This window comes from Halodesulfovibrio sp., from assembly GCF_025210605.1.
In the GTDB taxonomy this organism is placed as follows: Bacteria; Desulfobacterota; Desulfovibrionia; order Desulfovibrionales; family Desulfovibrionaceae; genus Halodesulfovibrio.
This window is the reverse complement of sequence record NZ_JAOARI010000002.1, coordinates 159,450-182,765: the sequence shown is the minus strand read 5'-3', so window position 1 is coordinate 182,765 and position 23,316 is coordinate 159,450. Positions and strand designations below refer to the sequence as shown.

Sequence of the window (23,316 nt, the reverse complement as noted above, 5' to 3'; positions counted from 1 at the left end):
ATGCTTTATTTAACGCGAGATGGAGAAAAGAGCCGCTGTGGAAAAGGTATTTAGCGACAAAGTAATTTGTTACTAATATATTCAACAGCGATAGGAAAGCCAGAGTCGACTTTAGTACATAAGTTTGTGACTATAAAAAGGCAGGGTAGCATTACTGATTATAAAGGTAAAACAATAGCAGGGCTACCGCAAAAAATAGATAGCCCTGCCTATGTTCTGTAGATGCAGAAAATTTATAGATCGAAGCGTCCTTTTTCGTCCATTACAGGACATACAAGGTCTACTCCGGAGCGAATATGAAGATCCATTAAGGTTCGCAGGGAGTAAGGCGTATGTCTTGAAAGACGGATAATGAACGTGCGTAGCAGGGAAGGCGTAGCACGCCCCTGTAAATAAAGCCTACGCATCCATTGCCACCGTGCCCTATACGGATAACATTGTTTTACACCTGTTGCTTGTACAGCTCTGTCCATCGATTCAATGGCTAAATCGCCTCGGCGGACGAGTTGAAAGTCAATATCCGGTACTCGCTGCCCCATATCATCACCTCGTTTTCACTAAGAAGGGGGGATTTCCCATCATATATTTTTGCCACCGGGCAGATTTAGGAACAATTATTGTTTCCTGACGGAGAATATGTATACTAAACTTCTAATAAGGAGAGTGGGATGCAGTGTATACGTAAGATACTTTTTGTGTTGATATTGGTGTGTAGCGTTTCCGTAGCAGTTGCAGCAGAACTTTCGCGGTATTCTGCGGAAGAGGTATATGACTTTTTACGTAATACAGATAGTGCTGTAGTTATATTAGATGTACGTACACCGGAAGAGTATGCATCCGGTCATATTTCAGGGGCATTGCTTTATGACTACCATGGAAAGGAGTTTGTACGGAAGCTGTTAGAATTACCACGGAATGCTGTGTATGTCGTCTATTGTGCCACTGGGTATCGTAGCATTCGAACAGCGCGATTTTTACAGGAAGCGGGCTATGACGTTATTCACTTAGATGGTGGGATTGAAGTATGGAAAGCGTTACAATTTCCAATAGTTAAGTAGTGTTGGTGCATTTCTTGCCTATTGCTCGGAAAGCATATACATAACCGGAAAATAGACTTGGATTATATTGATGACAATTTCGCATTTTGCGACTTTATTTACTGGAAATTCAGATAATTATGCTGGGTAAACTGTGCAAACTATCTGATGGTTATCGTACCTTATATGGTACAAAATTGTCTCAATTTGTCAGGTGAAACTTGTAGTAAAAGCCTCGAATTTATTTAGTTCAGGAGACATAGTATATGTGTGGAATTATTGGGTATGCAGGGCATAGACCTGCTGTTCCTCTTGCATTGAAAGGATTGAAAAGCCTCGAGTATCGTGGATATGATTCTGCCGGTGTTGCATTTGTGCAAAATAATAAGCTCACAACGGTTCGTGCGGAAGGCAAGCTTGGCAATTTAGAGTCCAAACTTGAATCCATGAATATTTCGATTGCAACATCCTGCATGGGACACACCCGCTGGGCAACGCATGGTGCGCCGATAGAGCGTAATGCTCATCCACATAAGTCATGGGATGAATCTCTTGCTATTGTTCATAACGGTATCATTGAAAACTATCAGGAATTAAAAGACCTGTTGACTTCAAAAGGGTACGGCTTCCGTTCTGATACTGATTCTGAAATCTTCGGTAACCTGATTGCTGAAGGTGTGAAAGAGACTGGCTCTCTGGAAACAGGGCTGAGCTGGGCTGTTAATCAAGCAGAAGGTGCATATTCCGTACTCGTGATGGAAGAAAACAACCCCGGCGTTATTTATGGTGCACGTTGCGCCTGTCCGTTTGTGCTTGGTGTCGGGCAAGGTGAAAACTTCGTTGCATCTGACGTTCCTGCTTTTCTTGCATACACACGTACTGTTGTTTTTCTTGAAGATGGTGAAATGGTACGCATTGATGCAAACAGCTGGGAAGTAAAAAACGTCCGCACTCTTGAGCCGGTTGAAAAAGAGGTTCACCACATTGAGTGGGATGTGCAGGCTGCACAAAAAGATGGCTACAAGCACTTTATGCTGAAAGAAATTTTTGAACAGCCGCGTGTGGTTACTGATTGTTTAGCTGGTCGAGTGGACTGGCAAAAGCAGGAAGTACTTTTGCCGGAGCTTACAGCGTTGCCTGTACCAAAGCGTCTGCACATTGTGGCATGCGGCACTAGTTTTAACGCAGGCATGTGGGCGCAGCATCTTTTCGAAAGTTGGGCGCGGATTCCTGTCTCCATGGAAATTGCTTCTGAGTTCCGGTATCGGGACGTTATCCTTGATGAAGGAGATATGGTACTGGTCATCAGTCAGTCCGGCGAAACCGCAGATACTCTTGCAGCACTTCGCATTGCCAAGGAGCAGGGCGTTCCTGTTATCGGCTTATGCAACGTTGTGGGATCATCCATCGCGCGTGAATCTGATGTGACTGTATACACGCAAGCAGGGCCTGAAATTTCTGTAGCGTCTACCAAAGCCATGTGCTCACAGATGGCAGTACTGCTGCTTATGGGGCTTGCATGGTCAGAGCGCAAAGGGTTGATGGAAGACTCGTTGCGGCATGAAATGTTTGAAGGGCTTCGTAAGCTCCCTAATCTTTTGGAAGCTGAGTTACCGCGGATTCGTGAAGACGCTAAACGTCTTGCCCGTGAATACTCAACAGCCCGAAGTTTCTTCTTCCTTGGTCGCGGTGTGGGATACCCGCTTGCCATGGAAGGTGCTCTTAAACTCAAAGAGCTTTCTTACATTCATGCGGAAGGCTATGCAGCCGGTGAAATGAAGCACGGGCCTATTGCTCTTATTGATCCTGAATTCCCAACGTTTGCCATTGCCTTGCAGGATCAGTTCTTTACTAAGGTAAAATCAAACCTTGAAGAAGTCCAAGCTCGAGCTGGTGATGTGATAGCACTGACGAACCCTGATTCGGATATTTCTGTAAAGCATAAATGGATTCTGCCAAACTTTGCGTATCCACTCTCATCCTTTATGGTGCTTCCGGCGTTACAGTTATTCAGCTATGAATCTGCTGACTATCTCGGGAAAGACGTAGATCAGCCGCGTAACCTCGCTAAGAGTGTTACAGTTGAGTAGTAAGGCGGACTCGTTTTTGATATGAAATAAAGACCTTCCTGCTTTGGTAACAATTCGGGAAGGTTTTTTGTTTATAAAGCTATTTGTAAAGCGGATTGTATGCTGCGATAGAGGAAGATTGTTGCCGCTATCTCTTTGCACACAGGACTTTTGTTTGTTGCTGCTATTGTTTGATTATAGAAACAAAAGGGTGCTGGTCTGTGTTCTATCGGGTGCATGCTTCCGTACGGACATGCGGGGGAAAGACAAAGCTGTTTTACATCTAAGGAAGGAAATATGCTGCATTCAGAGCCATTGTGGGCTGAAATAGATCTTTCTGCAATTCGTCATAATGTACGAGAAATCCGGCGTGTTGTCGGAAATCAAAAAGCAATGCTTGTTGTGGTGAAGGGCAATGCTTACGGTCATGGTGCAATTCAGGTTGCTAACGCCGCTATTCGTGAAGGCGCGGAATACCTTGGTGTAGCGCGGCTGAGCGAAGCTATTGTGTTGCGAAATGCTGGTATTAAAGCACCAATTTTGATTCTGGGATATACGCCGCCCGATTGTGCACCGCGCCTTGTTGATCTTAAATTAACGCAGACAGTGCATTCCTGTGAATATGCAGAACGTCTTGCATCATTTTTACACTGTGCCAAGGCGAAACTTACGGTTCATATTAAAATTGATACCGGAATGGGACGCTTAGGATTTTTGCCGGAAAGCTTTGCGGGGCAATCTTCGATTGTTGACCGTGTGAATGATATTAATCGGCATGGCGTGTTTGATTTGGAAGGAATTTGTACACATTTTGCCGCCAGTGATGCTGCCTGCTTGGATAATGCCTACAGGCAATTGGATCTATTCAAACAGACCATCGAATCCTTGAAGGCTGCCGGATTTGAGTTTCCACGCATTCATGCTGCCAACAGTGCAGCAATTGTGACGATGCCGGAAGCGCATTTTACAATGGTTAGACCGGGGATTGTCACATACGGGCTGTATCCTTCTGACGTAATAGATCGCAGTATGCTTGATTTAAAGCCTGCCATGACAGTCAAAGCTTCCTTGGTGAGTGTTAAAGAAGCACCGGGCGGGACAACCGTCAGCTACGGTCATACTCATGTGTGCGAAGAAAATACGCGGATAGGAGTTGTCCCGATAGGCTACGCAGACGGATATGATAGATCACTTTCATCAAAGGGAATTATGCTGGTGCATGGTAAACGGGTTCCTGTAGTGGGTAGAGTTTGTATGGATCAGACTATGATTGACCTTGGAGCAGTACCGGATGCTGATTGTGGTGATGAAGTCGTTATCCTTGGTTCACAAGGAGATAGCTCCATTACTGCGGATGAAACAGCCCAGATGCTCGGAACAATTAATTATGAAATTGTAGCGCGTCTTATGGCTCGTGTACGACGAGTCTATATTTAATAATCATATATTGTTACTTTTTTAGCCGGAACGGTTCATGTTCCGGCTTTTTTTATGCCCATAGGACAACTGGTTAGCTCAAAAAGTGATGCTGGTTGCACTCAGTGTGAATACAGCGGGAGAGTGCTGCAAATATATTTTTCTGAAAGGTGGTGAAAAAGAAGGTTACTGTGATTTTCCCTTAGTAGAATGCGGTGTTTTGTAAGAATGACGTATTGCAATCAAAAAAAATGGTAACTTTATTTTTTTCAAATATCTTAGTAGCATTATAGAAAGGTATTACCTGAATTGCTGTATGTAAAAATAAAAAATTACGCAGTGCAAAGTGTCTGCATGCGTAATTTCGTGATTGTAGCCAATGAACAGGCGCTGGGGGATCTGTTTACAAATTATGCGGAATGAGTACAAAAAACGTTATTTCTTAGAATGTTATGTCGGGATAGATTCTATTTTCTTTGGGATAGCACGTTAGTGCACTCATGACGTGGGGGGAAAGAATCCAGTGAGGATAGATGGGGTCTATGCTGCACTGGAGTATCGTTGCAAGCCTTTGGGAATTGTTACAGGAAGTAGAACGGATGCTAATACAAAATGAGTCAGACTATAACTGCTTTTGTCCGGTAGCTGTACACGTTGGAGATGCTATCAATGAGGGGATATTGATACATGTTTCGGAGAGTTGCAGCACTATTTTACTTGCGGCTGCTTCTGTCTGCGCAGATGAAGAGACGTATGGTATTACCTTTTCGGAAGGGCAACAGGTAGTGCTTGATATTACTCCATTTGGCGCAAAAGATGTTGTGATGATTGATGCTGTTATTAAGCAAGTATTGACTAGCGATGGTACATTTACACTGAATGTAACCATGCGCCACACTGGGGATCATACCAAGTTATTTGCAGATTTCATGGATTCTTTTTAGCAGAATGAATCTTGGGGGGCTGGTTGTTTTTTCGATGCAATTGTGTGGCAGTACTTTGCATACAAGAAAACCCTCTTCCGGTGAGAAGAGGGTTCCAAGAGCGTTTCATAAAGAAATTTATGAGATAGACACCTGCTAAGTGGTGGTGGAGCAGTGATGCTGCGGAAATGCATCTGTGTCTTAGATTGATTGCTCAATCAATGAGTAGATTAGTAGTAACTCTTGGAAAGGCTGTCAATGGAAAAAATGCCATAGAAAAAATAAATTACTATCTTCTCAGAGTAATGCTTGTTGCATGATGAGAATATATGTCTGCTAGAATAAAAAAACGTCATGAGATTACGACAGATACGTCGATAACCTCATGACGTTTTTTTTTGGATTTTAGAAACAACTTTCAGATGCAAAAAGGGACGTCATCTCTTGAGCAAGGAGTTCTAGCAGGCTTTTTCGATCGAAAAAAACACCCCGGAGTCGTAGAGTCAGCAAGGCATGTGACAGTTGCTGATCTGTTACAGAGATTCGGCAATGGAATTTGCGACACGCTCACCGTCAATAGCAGCCGAAACAATCCCACCTGCATAGCCTGCGCCTTCTCCACATGGGTACAACCCACGCACTGAAGGGTGCTCTAGCGTAATACGGTCACGAAGCACGCGTACTGGTGAACTGGTTCGGGATTCAACTGCCATCATTTTGGCTTCGTTGGAGTCGAATCCTTTATATTTCTTCCCGAAAACAGGTAGTGCTTTGGCGAGTCTCTCTGCAACGTTGCTTGGTAACAGCTCATTTAGTGGCGCAGAATATAGCCCCGGGACGTACGAGGATTCTGGCAGGGATTCAGAGATTTTTCCTGCAATAAAGTCGCCCACACGTTGTGCCGGTGCTTTTTGTGATGTGCCGTCACCTGCTTCAAACATTGTTTTTTCTACAGCAGCTTGGAACGCCAGCGCTGCAAGTGGGTCAGAAGGATCACCACCAACATCATCAAGGCGGATTTCAACGACAAGCCCTGCGTTGGCAAATGGGGCACTGCGGCTGGACATACTCATACCGTTCAGCACAAGCTCACCCGGAGCTGTGGACGCAGGCACAACAAATCCCCCCGGGCACATGCAGAAAGAGAATACACCGCGTCCATCTACCTGTGTAGTAATGCGGTAGCTGGCAGCGGGAAGGTTATTGTGACGCGGTGATTGGTGATAGAAGATTTGGTCAATAAGCGGCTGTGGATGCTCAATACGAACACCAAGAGCAAATGGTTTTGCTTCCACAGGTACCTTATTGCGAATAAGCATATGGAAAACATCGCGTGCGGAATGTCCTGTTGCCAAAATGACAGCATCGGCATCAATTCGTTCGCCGGATGCCAGAATAACACCTTTAACGGTGTCATTATCCTTTATCAGGTCGGCGACATGTGCTCCGAAATGAATTTCGCCACCCGCAGCAACAATGGCTTCGCGCATACTGCTCACGATTCGTGGCAGCATATTCGAGCCAAGATGCGGATGTGCGTCGATTCGAATGCTTGGGTCTGCACCGTTTTCAATGAATAGGTTAAGGATGCGCTTCACATTGCCGCGCTTTGTTGCGCGAGTGTAGAGCTTGCCGTCTGAATAGGTACCGGCACCACCTTCACCGAAACAGTAGTTTGAATGCGGGTCAACAACACCGTCTGCCTGAATTTTTTTCAGATCGTATCGGCGTGTAGTTACGTCTTTACCGCGTTCAAGGATAATTGGCTTAATCCCTTTTTCGAGGAGAGTCAGAGCTGCAAAATATCCGGCAGGTCCCGCACCGACAATTGCGACTCGTTTGCCATTTAATTTTTGTGGACAGAAGATAGAACCAGACTGTTCCTGCGGAGCTTCCCCAAGCTGTACCTGACATACAAATTTAGGGCTTCTAGAGCGCGCATCAATAGAGCGACGCACAACATGCGACTGAATTTCTGGAATATTCGGAAGACCAGCTTTTCGCAATGCCGCCTTTCGAATTACTTTCGGGCTATGGATGTCACGCGGGTCGATTTTTACCTCGACCATTTTTTGCTCAGTGACTGGTGTCATTCGGTTCTCTTTTTCTGTATATAATGATGCGATAACGATGCCGGTATATGCAGGGGCATCACGCTAAAAATTGCTCTCACGCCAATGCCGCTCTCTATATAATCATCTCGGCGTGTTCGTCAAAAATTGATAATGGAGAGCTTTCAATGCTTTATCGTCTGTAATTATTGATAAAAAGTTTTTTATGCATGCAGTGTGTTTTGCCTCATTCAAATAGCAACGTGGGTAAGTTGTCAGTTTGCTCGGCAAGGTACGCTAGTTTCGTTTAATAAGGAAAACAGAGTTGCGGTATTGGGAATAAATTTCAGGTGCGGTAAATTTTTCTTTAATTGATGGCATGGGAGAAATACCAACTTGTGCGAAGAGTAATGCAAGGCAGCTGGATTTTTTTATGTACCCGAGTCCTTCGGTTCCTTTATCGACAATTTTAGAGCTAGCCATGCCAATAGCTCTGCCGTGCGCATCAAGCACAGGGCCTCCGCTGTTGCCGCCATTGATTGCTGCATCTACCTGATATTCAGACGTGTTGTTTTTAAATCCCAGATGAGCGCTGATAATGCCATCTGTCATTTTCAGCACAGTGCCAATCGTATCTCCTTTCGGAAAACCGAGAAGATAAATGGATTCGCCAATGTCACTCATACCTGTGAGTGCCACAGGAATTGGACGGTATTTTTCCGGCAGAGGGTCAATTTTAAGAATGGCAATATCATTAGCTTCATCGGTAATGACGACGCTCGCTGGAACTACGGTTCCGTCCGGCAAGAATACTTTTAATGCACGTTTGTGTCCTGCAACATGCTCGCAGGTAACAAGGTAGCCACGAGAATCTACAAGCCAGCATGTCCCCGATGCTCGATGTAATTTGTTCGATGAGTTGTACCTTTCAAATCCACAAATCACATTGGTGAGCACTTTTTTTTCATTAATATAAATCTGAAGCTCTTTAGCAAATTTTTTTGTCAGATAGCTTGGTATAAGTGTGCTGTTAAGTCCTTTGCCCTTTGTGTTAACATCAAAGACAAAGCCAGAGATCGTATTGTCAGTTTTTGAAGTTAATTCGACAACATCAATGTTGGAACGGGCATTTCCCACTACGTCACTGTAATATGAGGCTCGTATGCGCTGTGCACTTGGTTGATATGTGACGCTATCGAACGCTTCTAAAGCCGCGGTGTATCCAATCTTCAATGCTTCATGTTCATCGACATCTAAAACTTGTATGCAGTCTTTGGTTGTATAGGTTGGGTCGCCGGAAACATATTGTCTGTTGGAACATCCGCTGCTCAGCAAGAGTACGAAAGAAAAGAGGAAGAGAAGAAGAAACGTGTAGCGGTGATGCATTGAAGGCTCCGTCAAATATGTTTGCATAGTGGGCAAGCAGTTTTACTCTGTGACACAATATGGATGCCAGAATAGTGCAATGTTTTGGTAACAAATATAGTATATTGAAATAGAAGTCGAAAAAAATATCTGTAAACAGTTTGCAAGCATCTATGGTATTTATGGCGAAAAATGTGCCATGCGATGTAGTTAGGAGTATCGAATCAGCATTTTGGTATCGCATTACATGAAACTGTTTTCATTTTTTTAGATTCCGCATTGTACTACGTGTATCTCATGTGCTTTATACCATGATGCTGTAGTCCTTTTTGAGATATTTTTTTATGACAAAAGGGATCGTGTTAAAAAAGTGTTGTTGAATGTCATGCAAAAATGACTTAGAGACGTCTACTTCGGAAAAAGTCGTAAAGATTTTTTAGATGTCTACCGCACAGGGACTCGGTTCTCTTCTTTTCCCATGTAATGCATGGTTGAAAAAACTTTTCGTTGTGGCGGGTTGCTAGGTCGCTTATCTGTCTGGTCTCCGCCTCTCATCTGTTAATGATTCATGTATGAATCATTTTCTCGAAAAAATTCTACAACTTGGTAGGGCGTATTTTTACATTGCAACCTTGTGTTGCTGCCCTCTTTTCTTCCTTAATGCGTTATCAGCAAAAATGTGTTGCAACGTGGGGTTGTTACGCCTCCACAATATTTTTGCTTCTGCGTATATGGATACCAACGTTGTCTAACATCCCTGTGCAGCTACTTAACAGTACACACTAATTAAAAAAAAGATGGTTTACTGCTGACTGGCACTTTGTTGTGCTCTGTAAAATCTTCTCTCGAAGATTCTACAGTTTATTAGGAATGCCAGTTTCAAAGTACCTTATGGGTGTGGTGCACGCTGTACTACCTGTCGCAGGGCAGGAGTCGCACCATTCTATACCACAGGCGTAGACAATTGCGTCTGAAAAATAACAGGCACGACAACACTTGTTGTCGTTGAAAAACGTTTTGGAGGACATAGAACACATGGTTGAGACACAAGGCTCGTTAAAAAAGACAATTAAGCCCAGTCAGGCATGGGCGCTTGCATTGGGAGCAATTTTAGGGTGGGGCGCGTTTGTTCTGCCTGCGCTGCGTTTTTTGCCAACAGCTGGACCTCTTGCAGCATGCATCGGTTTTGCCCTTGGCGGGATGATGTTGCTTTTCGTAGCTATGAGCTATGGCGATATGATTGGTAAGTATCCTGTGGCTGGCGGTGAATTCGTATTCGCCTATGTCGGGTTTGGACCAACTGCTGCCTTTATCTGCGGATGGGCACTCGCTTTAGGATATATATGTATCATTGCCCTTAACGCATCGGCGCTTGCATTGCTTTTCCGTTTCCTGTTGCCGGGAGTTTTTGAGGTTGGATATCTCTACACCATTGTCGGCTGGGATGTGTATATTGGTGAGCTGCTAATGCTGATAGCTATTCTCGTAGGTTGCGGGTGGATTAACTACCGCGGTGCGAATCTTGTCGGGAAAATTCAAGTTTTTCTCGCGCTTGCTCTCGTAGGTGGCGTGTTTACCTTGTTTGCAGGAACAACATTACATGAGACTTCTTCTTTAGCGAATTTAATCCCTCTGTATGCTGAAGGACGTAGCCCGATAGCTTCTATTATGGCTATCGTAGCGATTGCCCCTTGGCTTTATGTTGGTTTTGATACCATTCCGCAGGCGGCAGAAGAATTTGATTTTCCGCATGAGATGGCAACAAAATTAATGGTGACTGCAATTTTATGCGGTGTGGTTCTGTATTCTATGGTTACCCTCGCTGTAGCTGGTTTAATGCCGTATAAAGAATTGTTGGCGCTGGATGTGCCATGGGCAACAGGGCATGTTGCTTCTATCTCTCTTGGAAAAGCAGGAAGTGTGATTCTTGCCATAGCAGTCTCTGCTGCAATCTTTACTGGCATTAACGGCTTTTTTATTGCGTCTTCTCGACTTTTGTTCAGTATCGGTCGCGCGAAGATTCTTCCTGCTTGGTTCGGAGATGTTCACCCTAAATACGGCACGCCGCATAAGTCTATTGTGTTTGTAACTCTCCTTACCATTCTTGCACCGTTTTTTGGTCGAGAAATGCTTAACTGGGTTGTGGATATGTCTGCTGTTGGTACGGTTATCGGCTACCTTTTCACCTGTCTGGCTGCTTACAAAGTCGCTGTAGCCTTCCGTAACGAAGAATCAAGCTCTAAGAAGATAGTTTTTGCGGCAATTGGTTCGGTTAGCTCTATTGTGTGTATTTTGCTTTTAACTGTTCCGGGTTCACCGGGTTCCATTGGTACTGAGTCGTGGATTGCTTTAGTCTTTTGGATTCTTCTTGGAGCGTTCTTTTACAAATTAAAAATGGGTGAATTCAAAAATCTTGATTTTGAAACTCAGCGTTCTCTGATGATGGGGGGCATAGATCGCCCTGTATTTTTTAAAAAGTAGAAGAGACAGAATGAGTACTAGCACTAAAACAAAGAGTTAACGGTGAGTTAAAACGCTCTTTTTTTCGTAAGTAGAACCGTGTCATCGCGGTTTTATTACGAAATATGTTTTGAGTTAGTTTTGAGAGGCAGTGGGGAGAATTTTGCGTTTGCATAGTTCGTTTTTCTGTAAAGAATAACGAAATTATTGCATATCTCAGCAAGCCCCCCATTGCCTCTTTATTTTTGCTGTCTAGTTTGAGCGAATAAACAATGGTTTCAGTACCCTATCATGCTTACCTAATCCTCTTTTGCTGTGTGTATGGTAGGTAGTCTTGTGCAAAAAACAGTTTGTTTGAATAAAAAAACATACGTGGCGTAATATTTTTTCTTTCTAACATATTGATGTTAAAGCAAATATCTTTCGAAAAGTGAACGAATTGAGGTGTCTGCTAGTAGTTATTTAGTGGTTAGCATAAAAAATAGGTAGGGATATTTTTTACGTACTTATATTCATTAAAATAGGTAGTTATATGCTTATAGGGAGCCTTTTTGCACCTAACGAGCTTTTTTCAGTGATGAAATCGTTAGTATATTGCGAAAAAAAGTTATTCTCATCTAAAAAATACGGTATATTTTATTATATTTTTATTTTAGAAGGGCATAACGAATGAAAAACGCAGAAATTGAAAAAACTGTGTTGTTCAAAAAAATTTGCTGTTCGTTTGTCGCAATAAACCTCATTTTTTTCGAGAATGATGCAAGCCGAAGGACAACAGCCCAAGGTGGTGACATGTGATCTGAGGATGCAAGCGGTATCATTTTTCCGGTGGTGTTTTTACACCTCTTAGAGTTGATAACGCAGGCTCAAACTGAAAAGGGATCGTAACGCTAAGTGCGAGAGCGTTATTGCAACCACAGTTTGAGATATTGTATCCGTCTATGCAGGAATGTCCTGCACCGTAACTACGTAACAATTTTTTGGTCAATTTACCGTAATCTTATCTGATGTGTGCATCAGTCTGCGTTTTATACCTTGGGTGGATGAACGCAGTGGCGCCTGCTGTATGTACCAGTATAAGATGTATTTTGAGAAAAGCCTCTTCTAAGCTGCTGTAAAGATGAGCGCTGGTTTCAGAATCAATTCGGTACATTGAAAGACAAGTACTCCATTATCGCCGATGCCCGCGAGACTTTAGCTGGTACAAGATTGTGCCATGAAAGAATCTATTAAAAGCAGTTTTGCTTGAATAGTAGCAGGTTATGCAGTTGAAATCACTCTCATTGATTGCACGAGCCTTTCTTTCAGATAACTACCAGCAATCTTAGCTTCAGCCCCGTACTGATCGCCGGTAATACTGAAGTTGATGAAATCATTGGTGCATTTTGCATCTGTTTCTGCATCCGTAAAAATTCAATATTCTCAGGAGATAAGACAATGATCGTAGGTGTACTTAAAGAAATTAAAGTTAAAGAAAACCGTGTTTGTATGACTCCAGCTGGCGTTGCCACAATGGTATCCCGTGGTCACGAGATTCTCGTTGAAAAAAATGCTGGTGTCGGTTCTGGTTTCTCTGATGAAGACTATGTAGCTGCTGGTGGGACTATCATCGATACTCCGCAGGAAATTTGTGAAAAAGCCGAAATGGTAATGCACGTTAAAGAGCCTCAGCCTTCTGAGTACGGCATGCTCCGTAAAGGTCAGATTCTCTTTACTTATCTCCACCTTGCAGCTGATGAGCCTCAGACTAAAGGTCTTATGGAATCCGGCGCAACTTGCATTGCATACGAAACTGTTCAGAAAGCAGACCGTTCACTTCCACTTCTTACACCTATGTCTGAAGTTGCTGGTCGTATGGCAATCCAGCAGGGCGCAAAAGCTCTTGAAAAAACTACTGGCGGTCTCGGTAAACTTCTCGGCGGTGTGCCAGGCGTAGCACCAGCTAAAGTAATGGTTATCGGCGGCGGTGTTGTAGGTGTTCAGGCTGCAAAAATGGCTTGTGGTCTCGGTGCTCAGGTATACCTCATGGATATCAACCTTGATCGTCTCCGTTACCTCTCTGACGTAATGCCTGCTAACTGCACAACTCTCATGTCTTCCAAAGGTGCTATTCAGGAACTTCTTCCAGAAATGGACCTCGTAGTAGGTGCTGTACTTATTCCGGGTGCAAAAGCTCCTGCTGTTGTTACACGTGACGACCTTAAGCTTATGAAGAAAGGTGCTGCTCTTGTAGACGTTGCTATTGACCAGGGTGGTTGTTTCGAAACTTCCAAAGCAACTACTCATGAGAATCCAACTTACGAAGTAGACGGCGTTGTTCACTACTGCGTAGCTAACATTCCTGGTGCAGTTCCAATGACTTCTACAATGGCTCTTACAAACGCTACTCTTCCTTACGCTCTCGAAATTGCAGACAAGGGCTGGAAAAAAGCTTGTCAGGAAAACGAAGAAATTAAACTTGGTCTCAACGTTCACGAAGGCAAACTGACATACAAAGCTGTTTGTGACGCTTTCGGATTTGAATACACTCCTGTCGAAGACGTATTATAATCTAGCTGCCTTTAACGGTTGCTCTTGGGTTACTGTAGTGCGTATACCCCGCTAGCAATTGTTTTTAGGTGGTTTGTTCTAAGGACAAAGATTAAAAATAGTCATACTATACAAATAGATAAGCAGCGGCATGGAGACATGCTGCTGCTTTTTTTTAGTTTTCTGTAACTGTTTTTTTGACCTTGTAGTAAATGGTTGATAAGTTGACTGAAACAGTCGCATTAAAAGCAAGTAAATGATTATTTTTTTATTGTTTGGCGTTGTTTTTTTGACTTGATGTGTTATTGGCATCAATGAACATTGTTTTTGAATGTAATTAAAGCAGTTTGTTATCTTTTTGGTTGATTATCTAAAAAGATCATGCTCCATAATAGCAACGTTTTGGAGATGATTTTTTTTATATCGGAGCTAAGTAGAGTTAACGCTGTTAACTTATCCAATAAATATGAGAAACACGCTGCTGTAATGCAGTTACTATATTTTAAACCGTCGGCTTTTTGCATAGGGTTGGCGGGAGTCGCAGGATGATGAGCCGAAAGGTGATTTGTCCTAATGACAAAAAATGAGGATGCGACGGAGGCATGTAGGGTGCCTTTGTAGCCACTCTGGGTAGGGTTGGTTGGTACAGTGTGGGCTGTACCTGTTTCGCGCTGATGCGTCCGCTGGATAGGACTGCATATCCTTGTGGAAGGGAGTGGAAGGGCGTTTCCGCTCCCTTCATTTATTTGATATCAAAAATTCGTAGCCCCTGTATCTTGTATACAGGGGCTACGTGCGTTTGGTGTTGTTGCGCAATTTGGGATATAGTTGTTTGATGTGCATGTAACTGACGCTATGAAACGGTTTCATCACCGGCAACGCAAAGAAAAAAATAAAATAATATAAATATCAATAATAACAATAAATTACATCATTTTCAGTGCTGTTTTTGCGATTCTATCTTTCATGGGTAAAACCGCTTACACATGTGGTAAAAATACAGTTTAAGTGCTCGGTATTAATGGATTTATGTATTGTACGTTGTGTGGCGTAACTCAGCCAGTCACAAGACCGTTTACATTATTTTGTGTTGAAATAAGTCCCAAAAATGCTCTATAAAAATTCACAAGAACTGTTCTTATCAAGCGGCCTAGGTCATGTAGCGATAAAAGTTCATTTGAGTTTGTGCTGTTAGCAATTCCAATAATGAAGAAGCTACGTAAGGCATAGGTGCCGGAGTAAAACGTGTTCGCCCATACGTTGTTACAGTAATGTTTCAGAATTGTACTGTTACATTTGTTCCGGTATGAAAGTAACCATTTAGCACAAGAAAAAGAACACCATGATTAAAATCGGTATTAACGGCTTTGGCCGTATAGGCCGCCTTGTTTTCAGGGCTGCAACTCAGCGTGATGATATTGAAGTAGTTGGTATTAACGACCTTATCGATGTTGATTACATCGCTTACATGCTCAAGTACGACTCCACTCACGGTCGTTTCAACGGTACTGTTGAAGTTGTAGACGGCAACCTTGTTGTTAATGGTAAAACTATCCGCGTAACCAGCGAATGTTGCCCTGACAAACTTGCATGGGATGCAATCGGTGCAGAATACGTTGTAGAATCTACAGGTTTCTTCCTCACTGATGAATCTGCTCGTGGTCACATCAAAGCTGGTGCAAAGAAAGTTATCCTTTCTGCTCCTTCTAAAGATGCAACTCCTATGTTCGTTATGGGTGTTAACCACAATGAATACGCAGGACAGGACATCGTTTCTAACGCTTCCTGTACTACTAACTGCCTTGCTCCGCTTGCACACGTTGTACACAACGCATTCGGCATTGTGGAAGGTCTTATGACTACTGTTCACGCTACCACAGCTACTCAGAAAACCGTTGACGGTCCTTCTTGCAAAGACTGGCGCGGTGGTCGTGGTGCTGGCCAGAACATCATTCCAAGTTCTACAGGTGCTGCAAAAGCTGTTGGTAAAGTAATTCCTTCTCTTAACGGTAAGCTTACAGGTATGTCTTTCCGTGTTCCAACTCCAGACGTGTCTGTAGTTGACCTCACATGCCGTCTCGAAAAGCCTGCTACTTACGAAGAAATTAAAGCAGCAGTGAAAAAAGCTTCTGAAAATGAGCTTAAAGGCATTCTCGCATACACTGAAGATGCTGTTGTTTCCACTGACTTTGTTGGTGAACCTTGCACATCTGTTTTTGATGCAGAAGCTGGTATTGCTCTTAACGATAATTTTGTTAAACTTATCGCATGGTACGACAACGAATGGGGTTACTCCTGTAAAGTTCTCGACCTGCTTGCACACGTAGCTGCTAACTAGTTCCATATGAAATAAACACAGCGGCTTGCCTTGTAAAAGGTGAGCCGCTGTGATTTATATCGGGCTGTTCACAACTAAATTATCACTTATTACGAGGCATCGAACATGGACAAACTTTTTATCAACGATCTCAATTGTGAAGAGAAAACTGTAATCGTACGCGTAGACTTCAACGTACCGCTTAAAGACGGCGCAGTTGATAACGATAAACGCATCCGTGCAGCTCTTCCAACCATTTCCCATCTCGTGGATGAGGGCGCAAAAGTTATTCTTATGTCTCACCTTGGACGCCCGAAAGGACAGCGTGTAGAGGCGTTGAGCCTTAAACCTGTTGCGGAGCGCCTTGCAGAGCTGTTGGGAAAACCAGTTGCATTTGCTGATGACTGCGTTGGTGATGTTGCCAAAAAAGCAGTAGAAAAGCTTGCTTCCGGCGACGTACTTCTTCTCGAAAACCTGCGTTTCCACAAAGCAGAAACAGATAACGATCCAGAATTTGCAAAACAGCTTTCTGAGCTTGCAGAACTGTACGTTAACGACGCATTCGGCACTGCGCACCGTGCGCATGCTTCCACCGAAGGTATTACACAGTACATGGATACTTGTGCATGTGGTTACCTGCTTAAAAAGGAACTGGATTTCCTCGGTGGCGCTCTTGCTGAACCTAAGCGTCCATTTACTGCCATTATCGGCGGTGCAAAAATTTCCGGTAAAATTGATGTAATTAAAGCACTTCTGCCAAAAGTTGATAGCCTGATTATCGGCGGCGGCATGGCGTGTACCTTCCTTAAAGCTCAAGGTCGCGAAATCGGTAATTCTCTTTGCGAAGATGAAAAATTGCCTCTCGCTAAAGAACTTCTTGAACTTGGTGAAGGTAAAATTCTTCTTCCTACAGACTACCTTGTGACAGATAAACTTGATTTCGATGCACGCGAAATCGGTAGTGAAGCAATCGTAGCGGAAGATGCAATTACAGAAGGTCTCATGGCTGTTGATATCGGTCCTGATACCATGAACGTGTTCAAAAACATTATCGAAAAGTCCGGCACAGTTGTGTGGAACGGTCCAATGGGTGTTTTTGAAATTGATGCATCTGCAAAAGGTACTTTTGCTGTGGCAGAAGCACTCGCAGAAGCAACTACTAAAGGCAGCATTACCGTTATCGGCGGTGGTGATTCTGCATCTGCTATTGAGAAAGCTGGTCTTTCTGAAGCAGTATCTCATGTTTCCACCGGTGGCGGTGCTTCTCTTGAATTCCTCGAAGGCAAGAAGCTCCCTGGTGTAGAAGCTCTTTCTAAAGCGTAATCTTTTGTGCTTGTGCGCTGGTTGCTCATTGCACGGCAAAAAAAGCGTTGATGATATAGAAAAGCGGCATGCTGAATTTTCAGTATGCCGCTTTTTCTTTTTTAGAGCTGGTTGAGTTTATTCTCTGCTGCCGAATGTAGAAACAGGGAATGACTCTTTATGTGGTTTCATAGCAGTTCCAAGCCAGTGAATTGTCTCACCGAGGCTTTCCATGTTTGCCATAGCTTCTGCATCGTTTTTCACATCACCCGGCGCAAGACCGACACCAAGGTTCCAGTAAATTGAACCAGGTACGATCATTTGTGACATAAGGTACATGTGGTTGATACTGTCGAATGCGTGGGTAGCTCCACCGCGTCGTACAGCAACAACTGCTGCTCCAATTTTACCTGCAAGCTTGCGACCATTAGCAAGGGCAACCATTCCCATACGGTCAATAAGCCCCTTTAGCTCTGCGGAAACGTCTGTAAAGTAGGTTGGAGTACCAAGGATAATCGCGTCTGCGCGAAGCGCTTTCTCGAATAGTTCGTTAAACATGTCGTTTTTGATAATACAGTTGTTATCTTTGTTTTCGAAACATTTACCGCATGCAATACAGCCTTTGAGCTTTTTCCCGCCGACTTGAACAAGCTCTGTTTCCCAACCTTGGTTTGCTAATGGAGCTAATGCCTTTTGCAGTAAAATTTCTGTGTTGCCCCCTTTGCGAGGACTTCCGTTGATGGCAAGTACGTACATTGTTTATTGTCCTTATCTAACTTAGTATGCGTTATATGAAGAAGTGCTGCTACGAGGTAAAAACACTATCTGGATTAAGCGATAGTGACATATATTTGAAAATGTACAAGTACGGTTTTTTTTGTGCGTTAGTATCACACAGGGTACTGTTGGGGAAAATATGATTAAAAGATGCGACGTGAAGGAACTGGATGGCAGAAGCTATCGTTGCTTTTTCGAGCTTACTCTGCAAGTGATCGGTGGAAAATGGAAGCCGATAATATTATATCATCTATGGATTGAAAAAGTGCTGCGGTTCGGAGCACTACGCAAAACAATGCCCGGAATCACTCAGCGCATGCTGACAAAGCAATTGCGGGAACTGGAAGCTGATAATCTTATCTCCCGAACTGCGTATAATGAAGTTCCACCACGAGTGGAATACGCCCTCACGGAGCTTGGAGAGTCAGTTATCCCGATTTTTACCGCAATGAAAGAGTGGGGGATACAATTTGAAAAAAGCATGGCAGGGAAGCAGATAGTCGGTGAGCAGTATGAATCAATTGAAGATGTAGAATAATATGTTCAAAGCAAAGGCAGGCTGAAATACTTTCAGGCTGCCTTTGTTATTTATCAACTATTTTGATGCTTGCGCAGGCACTAAGCGGGATGCCAGCATGTAATATGCGATGAAAAGACTGGAAAATGGAATTGTTTCAGACAATAAGCGATCGTTGGGATAGCTGAACGCAAGTGCGAATGCTCCAATTGTCATAAGGCTCATCAGCGCTTCGTACAGGCGAAGATGTTTAGCGTGGCGTAACGTATCTGGAAACCAATTTGAAAACAGGAGCGCGCAGCAGCCTGTACCCATTATCCATAATAACATAGCAGCTGATTGCAACGAGCTATAAAACTGTAACAGCCATAGTTGGTTGGCAGTAATGGCAACAGCGCCGGAAATGACATAGCAATTAATGCCAAGCAAAATTTTATTCTGAAACTCACGGCGTGTTAGTTTAAACCCAATACAGAATATAGCCGCAATGGCGCTCATGCCGTAGGTGAATAACCAATAGTCTTCATATGAAGAGGGTAGGTTACGCATTGTAACTAAAAACATGGTAAGAGGGAGAAATTCAAGCAGACTTCCTATCATATGCACTCCATGTGTTTATTGCTGCGTAACCTGTGATTCTGCATATATAAAATGATTACTTGGAGTGAGCGACGGCTTCCAATCCTTTCACTATTTCTTTACTCAGTGCATCCAGCGCGTTGCTTTGTGTCTGAACATAGGCGCTCATACTGTTTCCTGCTACCGGAAATGATTGCATAAACCTTCGTGTAAGAAGCGATTTGTCTGTGCGTACATTCGCAATTTGCCAAATTGCGTCCAAGGTCACGTTGCCAGTTGCTTCTCCTTCAAACTTGCGGATAGTTAAAAAGACCTGATACTTAGGGCGCAGAGCGCGTTCCCACGGAAACACAGTAACTTGCGGAGTTTGCAGAAGGATAGAAATGTTTTCTGCAAGTGTTTCTTCTACCTGTGCTTTAAATGAATTTCCCCACCGCTGGTATTCGTGAATCGTAATACTGTTTGATCCCGTCGTGGTGACAATCTGAGACCGATCCAAGTATCCGGGAATGCTCACTGGTCCAACGCCGACAGAAATGTCTTCAATCGGTTGTATGGCAGAAGTCATCTGGCTTGAGCTTGTGAGAATATAATACGACGATGGCGGGGAACCTTTCCCGCAGCCTGTCAGCATCATGCAAAATCCTGCCAAAAGAATAAGACCTGTGAGTTGTTTGGGCACTATCTTGCCTCCTTACCGCGGATTAATGATTCAGGGTGACGTTCCAGTTGATCTGCCAGAGAGCGCACAGCCCGTGCAGCTTCACTCATTTCACGCAGAGCGCGTTGCAGTTCTACAATAGTGGTAGAATCTTTTGAAAGCAGTGAATTTGCTTCTTCCATTGTCTGTCTTGCGCGTTGGAATGTCAGGCGTAATTCATCAGAGTCAGCGAGCTTTTCCAGTTTATTACTTGCTTTTTTAATACCCTGAAGCGTTTCAATAGCGTTGTTTCCGATTTCTTTCATCGGAATTTTTTGCAATTTTTCAAGCAAGGCTGTCATGTTGCTTGTGAGTTCTTCAATTGGTGTTGCAGTTGTTGGAATTTCTGTAATGCCATTCTGAACCACAACCTTGGCTGGCGAGACTTTACTGAAGAAATCAAGCGCAACAAAAAGTTTTCCTGTAAGCAGGTTTCCTGTACGCAATTGTCCGCGGAGACCTTGTTCAACAAGAAGATTGAGCATAGCTTCTGTCGTATCTGTACCTGTTTCAGCAGCAATTTTTCGTAACCGTTCGCTTTCAATTTCAATACGGACTGGAACCAGTACTTGTTTTTTTGTCCAGTCAAACTCGATGCCTACATCAACAACGCGTCCAACTGGGAACCCTTTAAATTCTACAGGTGCACCAATGGTAAGTCCCCGAACTGACTGGTTGAATTTAAGCAAAAAGTATTCTTTTTGCGCAAACTGCCTTGTCATTGCAGCATCACGGGTTGGATACAGTTGAAAAATATCACCCGCGTCCGCAACAGGAGTGCCTTGCATGTAATCTGGGTTATTGAGCGTGATTCCACCTATAAGCAGGCTGACCATTGACGCAGTATCAACGCTGACGCCGTTGGCATCCATTGTTAGATCAACGCCGGAAGCCAGCCAGAAGCGGGAAGAATCTTTTACATAGGTGTCGTAAGGTTCTTTAATAAAAATTGTTACATCAACACCTTTGCCACCTTTTTGCAGATTGTATCCAACAACCTGTCCCACGGTGATTCCACGGTAGTAAATGGGTGATCCGTAATCCAGAGACCCCAACTCAAGCGCTTTGAGGGTAAATAATTTTCCGGGGGTGCCGCCTGTTACTACAGGAGGAATTTCAAGACCGGTAAATTCATACTGTGATGTTTCACCTTTCCCCGGATCGACAGCAATATAGGCACCTGAAAGCAGTGTGCCCAGTCCTGTAACATTGCCACCGCTTAAGCGGGGACGGACAATCCAGAAACTGGTGTGGTTGGTCATGTAGGCATCAGCTTCTTTTACAAGCGAGACAGTGACTCTGACTCGCTTGAAATCTTCGGCCAGTTCGACGTTCGTGACCTTACCGATTTCAACATCTTTATATTTTACTTTGGTTTTTCCAGCTTCAACACCCTCTACTGAGGCAAAGGTGATTGTAACTGTGGGACCTTTTGCCATCATTGTATTGTAAGCCAGCCCGATACCGATAATCAGAGCAGCAAGCGGGACAACCCATATAAGAGATATGCTTTTCTTTTTACAGACAGTAGCTTGCGGAAGCTCTGTTGAAAGTGAAGAGGCTGTGTTTTCTTCTGTCATATTTTAATCCTTCTGATCCCATATGAGTCTAGGGTCAAAGCTTTCTGCTGCAATCATGGTTATTACAACGACGGCTGCAAAATACGCAACGCCGGAACCAGCTTCAACAAGAGCAAATGGCTCTAGCTGAACGAGTGCTACGAGAACGGTGACAACGAATACGTCCACCATAGACCAGCGTCCGACAGCTTCTGTGAAGCGGTAGAGTCTGGTACGGGCTTCAGGTTTCCATTGATGCCGGAACCGTATGGAAATGAGCAGGTAGCTGAGTGTAATCAGCTTGATAAGAGGAATAAGTATGCTGGCAACAAAAATGATGAGAGCAATGTGCCATGCTCCTGTCATCATAAAATGGATTGCGCCGCTTAAAATTGTGTCTGGGTGAGCAACACCAAGTTTGCTTGAAATAGTTATCGGGAGCAGGTTCGCAGGGATATATAGGATGATCGCTGCCACTACCAAGGCGGTCGTCCTTTGCAGACTGTTCGGTTTGCGATGATGTAACCCGCAACCGCAGCGAGGGCAGGTTGTTTTGTGTTCTACCGATGCGGTGCTTTCAAGTGAGCAGCTATGGCACGTTATTGTACAGGAATCCCTACATGCGTCCTGATCTGTATCCGAAGGTTGAACGGGAATCCTGCACCATACATTGTCAGGATTGAACCCTGCAATTGCGCTGATAAGAACAACAATCAAAGCGGAATACGCCCATATAGCTATGCCGGGGGTAATTATCGCCATTTTTGTGAGCTTAATCATGGAGACAAGGATACCCAGCAAGAATACTTCCATCATACTCCACGGCATAGCGTGCCGAAGAACTCGGAGGACAACTTCTGTTTTAGGCGCTAATTTTCCGAATTGCATGGGCAGGAGTATATATATCAATGAAGAAAGTTGCAGAAGAGGAACGATAACACTTGTGCCAATAACAAGAACTGAAAGCCCCAGCATGTTGTGCTTAAATAGCCAGATCATACCGGTCAGTAGTGTTGTTTCCTGAACACGTCCTTCCAAGTCCATGGAAAGAAACGGGTAACTGTTGGCTATGATGAAAAGAATAACACCCGTAATTGCAAGTGCTAATGTTCTTTGTTTTGTATCATTGGTTTTATGATACAGCACAGATTGGCAACGGATGCACACAGCTTTGCTATCTGCATCCATTGCGGGGAGTTGTTGCGTTAAACCGCAATATTGGCAGGTGGCAGTTGTAGGTGTGTTTGTGGTCATTTTATACGAGTTATGATCCCTATTTTTCAGGCTGCTGTGCGTGTTATATCTACTTTCTTGCTCTCATGCCATCTGCACGCAGCAAAAAGCTCTATCAGTTTTTATGGATAAGGATTACCTGATGGGGTTATCCACTGCAATACAGAAAATAAACTATTAATGCCAGTTGATTATACGAGAAATACTTGTCTTGATTGCGATGCCGCTTACATGATGCGTTGTTACAATTCCGTATAGAATACTTGTTTTTGGTAGGTGTACGGCGGTAGAAAGACTATTGTGGTGGGGGTATTACAGATGTTTTTTTTGTGTGCAACACCTATCATTTGAAAAATAGTAAGCACAAGAGTGGCTGATTGCAGAATAAGCAGCAAGTTAGGTGCACTAGAAAAGATCTGTTGATGGTGATGCTGTTAAGTACAGTTGAATTGTTTTTACCTATTGTATTAGCAATTACCTTG

General features: G+C 43.6%; 17 protein-coding genes. 9 read left to right on the top strand and 8 right to left on the bottom strand.

The window, feature by feature from the left end; genetic code table 11:
• Positions 1-233 precede the first annotated feature (233 nt).
• Complete coding sequence (locus tag N4A56_RS00865) at positions 234-539, bottom strand: hypothetical protein (RefSeq protein WP_293671850.1); 306 nt, start codon at positions 537-539, stop codon at positions 234-236.
• Positions 540-668: 129 nt separating this feature from the next.
• Between N4A56_RS00865 and N4A56_RS00860 the strand changes: the two genes are divergently transcribed.
• From N4A56_RS00860 to N4A56_RS00845, 4 genes are all read left to right on the top strand, one after another.
• The gene (locus N4A56_RS00860) at positions 669-1,058 is read left to right on the top strand and encodes a rhodanese-like domain-containing protein (protein ID WP_295544367.1); all 390 of its coding nucleotides are present in this window, start codon (positions 669-671) and stop codon (positions 1,056-1,058) included.
• Positions 1,059-1,303: 245 nt separating this feature from the next.
• The gene (gene glmS, locus N4A56_RS00855) at positions 1,304-3,127 is read left to right on the top strand and encodes a glutamine--fructose-6-phosphate transaminase (isomerizing) (RefSeq protein WP_293671854.1); all 1,824 of its coding nucleotides are present in this window, start codon (positions 1,304-1,306) and stop codon (positions 3,125-3,127) included.
• A 276-nt stretch (positions 3,128-3,403) separates the two neighbouring features.
• A complete protein-coding gene (alr, locus tag N4A56_RS00850) occupies positions 3,404-4,543 on the top strand; it encodes an alanine racemase (protein ID WP_295544364.1) in 1,140 nt (379 codons plus the stop codon).
• Between the two features lie 521 nt (positions 4,544-5,064).
• On the top strand, positions 5,065-5,466 hold the full coding sequence (locus N4A56_RS00845; RefSeq protein ID WP_295544362.1) for a hypothetical protein: 402 nt from the start codon (positions 5,065-5,067) through the stop codon (positions 5,464-5,466).
• 512 nt (positions 5,467-5,978) lie between these two features.
• On the opposite strand, the gene N4A56_RS00840 is transcribed toward N4A56_RS00845, so the two are convergent.
• A complete protein-coding gene (locus tag N4A56_RS00840) occupies positions 5,979-7,538 on the bottom strand; it encodes an FAD-dependent oxidoreductase (RefSeq protein ID WP_295544360.1) in 1,560 nt (519 codons plus the stop codon).
• Positions 7,539-7,793: 255 nt separating this feature from the next.
• Positions 7,794-8,882, bottom strand: coding sequence for a serine protease (locus tag N4A56_RS00835; protein ID WP_295544358.1), 1,089 nt, complete (start codon positions 8,880-8,882; stop codon positions 7,794-7,796).
• A 1,014-nt stretch (positions 8,883-9,896) separates the two neighbouring features.
• On the opposite strand from N4A56_RS00835, the gene N4A56_RS00830 reads away from it, so the two are divergent.
• The 4 genes from N4A56_RS00830 to N4A56_RS00815 all read left to right on the top strand — a co-directional run bounded on the left by N4A56_RS00830 (position 9,897) and on the right by N4A56_RS00815 (position 17,490).
• Positions 9,897-11,342 (top strand): APC family permease, encoded by a 1,446-nt coding sequence (locus N4A56_RS00830; RefSeq protein ID WP_295544355.1) that lies wholly within the window; start codon positions 9,897-9,899, stop codon positions 11,340-11,342.
• Positions 11,343-12,758: 1,416 nt separating this feature from the next.
• Complete coding sequence (gene ald / locus N4A56_RS00825; RefSeq protein ID WP_293669173.1) at positions 12,759-13,871, top strand: alanine dehydrogenase; 1,113 nt, start codon at positions 12,759-12,761, stop codon at positions 13,869-13,871.
• Positions 13,872-15,192: 1,321 nt separating this feature from the next.
• Positions 15,193-16,188 carry a type I glyceraldehyde-3-phosphate dehydrogenase gene (gene gap / locus N4A56_RS00820; protein WP_293669175.1) on the top strand — a complete coding sequence of 332 codons (996 nt, stop codon included), beginning with the start codon at positions 15,193-15,195 and terminating at the stop codon, positions 16,186-16,188.
• 105 nt (positions 16,189-16,293) lie between these two features.
• Positions 16,294-17,490, top strand: a complete 1,197-nt coding sequence (locus N4A56_RS00815; protein ID WP_295544352.1) for a phosphoglycerate kinase — start codon at positions 16,294-16,296, stop codon at positions 17,488-17,490.
• 117 nt (positions 17,491-17,607) lie between these two features.
• Here N4A56_RS00815 and N4A56_RS00810 read toward each other — a convergent pair whose 3' ends face one another.
• A complete protein-coding gene (locus N4A56_RS00810) occupies positions 17,608-18,225 on the bottom strand; it encodes a flavodoxin family protein (RefSeq protein WP_295544350.1) in 618 nt (205 codons plus the stop codon).
• A 160-nt stretch (positions 18,226-18,385) separates the two neighbouring features.
• Between N4A56_RS00810 and N4A56_RS00805 the strand changes: the two genes are divergently transcribed.
• Positions 18,386-18,784, top strand: a complete 399-nt coding sequence (locus tag N4A56_RS00805; RefSeq protein WP_293669181.1) for a helix-turn-helix domain-containing protein — start codon at positions 18,386-18,388, stop codon at positions 18,782-18,784.
• A 57-nt stretch (positions 18,785-18,841) separates the two neighbouring features.
• Here the strand turns inward: N4A56_RS00805 and N4A56_RS00800 are convergent, their stop codons facing one another.
• Genes N4A56_RS00800 through N4A56_RS00785 form a run of 4 tightly spaced genes read right to left on the bottom strand, consistent with a single transcriptional unit; the run spans position 18,842 to position 22,855 of the window.
• Positions 18,842-19,363: a hypothetical protein gene (locus N4A56_RS00800; RefSeq protein WP_295544348.1), complete on the bottom strand. Its 522-nt coding sequence runs from the start codon at positions 19,361-19,363 to the stop codon at positions 18,842-18,844.
• A 55-nt stretch (positions 19,364-19,418) separates the two neighbouring features.
• Positions 19,419-20,024, bottom strand: coding sequence for a PqiC family protein (locus N4A56_RS00795; RefSeq protein ID WP_295544345.1), 606 nt, complete (start codon positions 20,022-20,024; stop codon positions 19,419-19,421).
• Positions 20,024-21,622, bottom strand: a complete 1,599-nt coding sequence (locus N4A56_RS00790) for an MlaD family protein (RefSeq protein WP_295544340.1) — start codon at positions 21,620-21,622, stop codon at positions 20,024-20,026. Before N4A56_RS00790 ends, N4A56_RS00795 begins: the two co-directional genes overlap by 1 nt.
• 3 nt (positions 21,623-21,625) lie before the next feature.
• Complete coding sequence (locus tag N4A56_RS00785; protein WP_295544338.1) at positions 21,626-22,855, bottom strand: paraquat-inducible protein A; 1,230 nt, start codon at positions 22,853-22,855, stop codon at positions 21,626-21,628.
• Positions 22,856-23,316 lie beyond the last annotated feature (461 nt).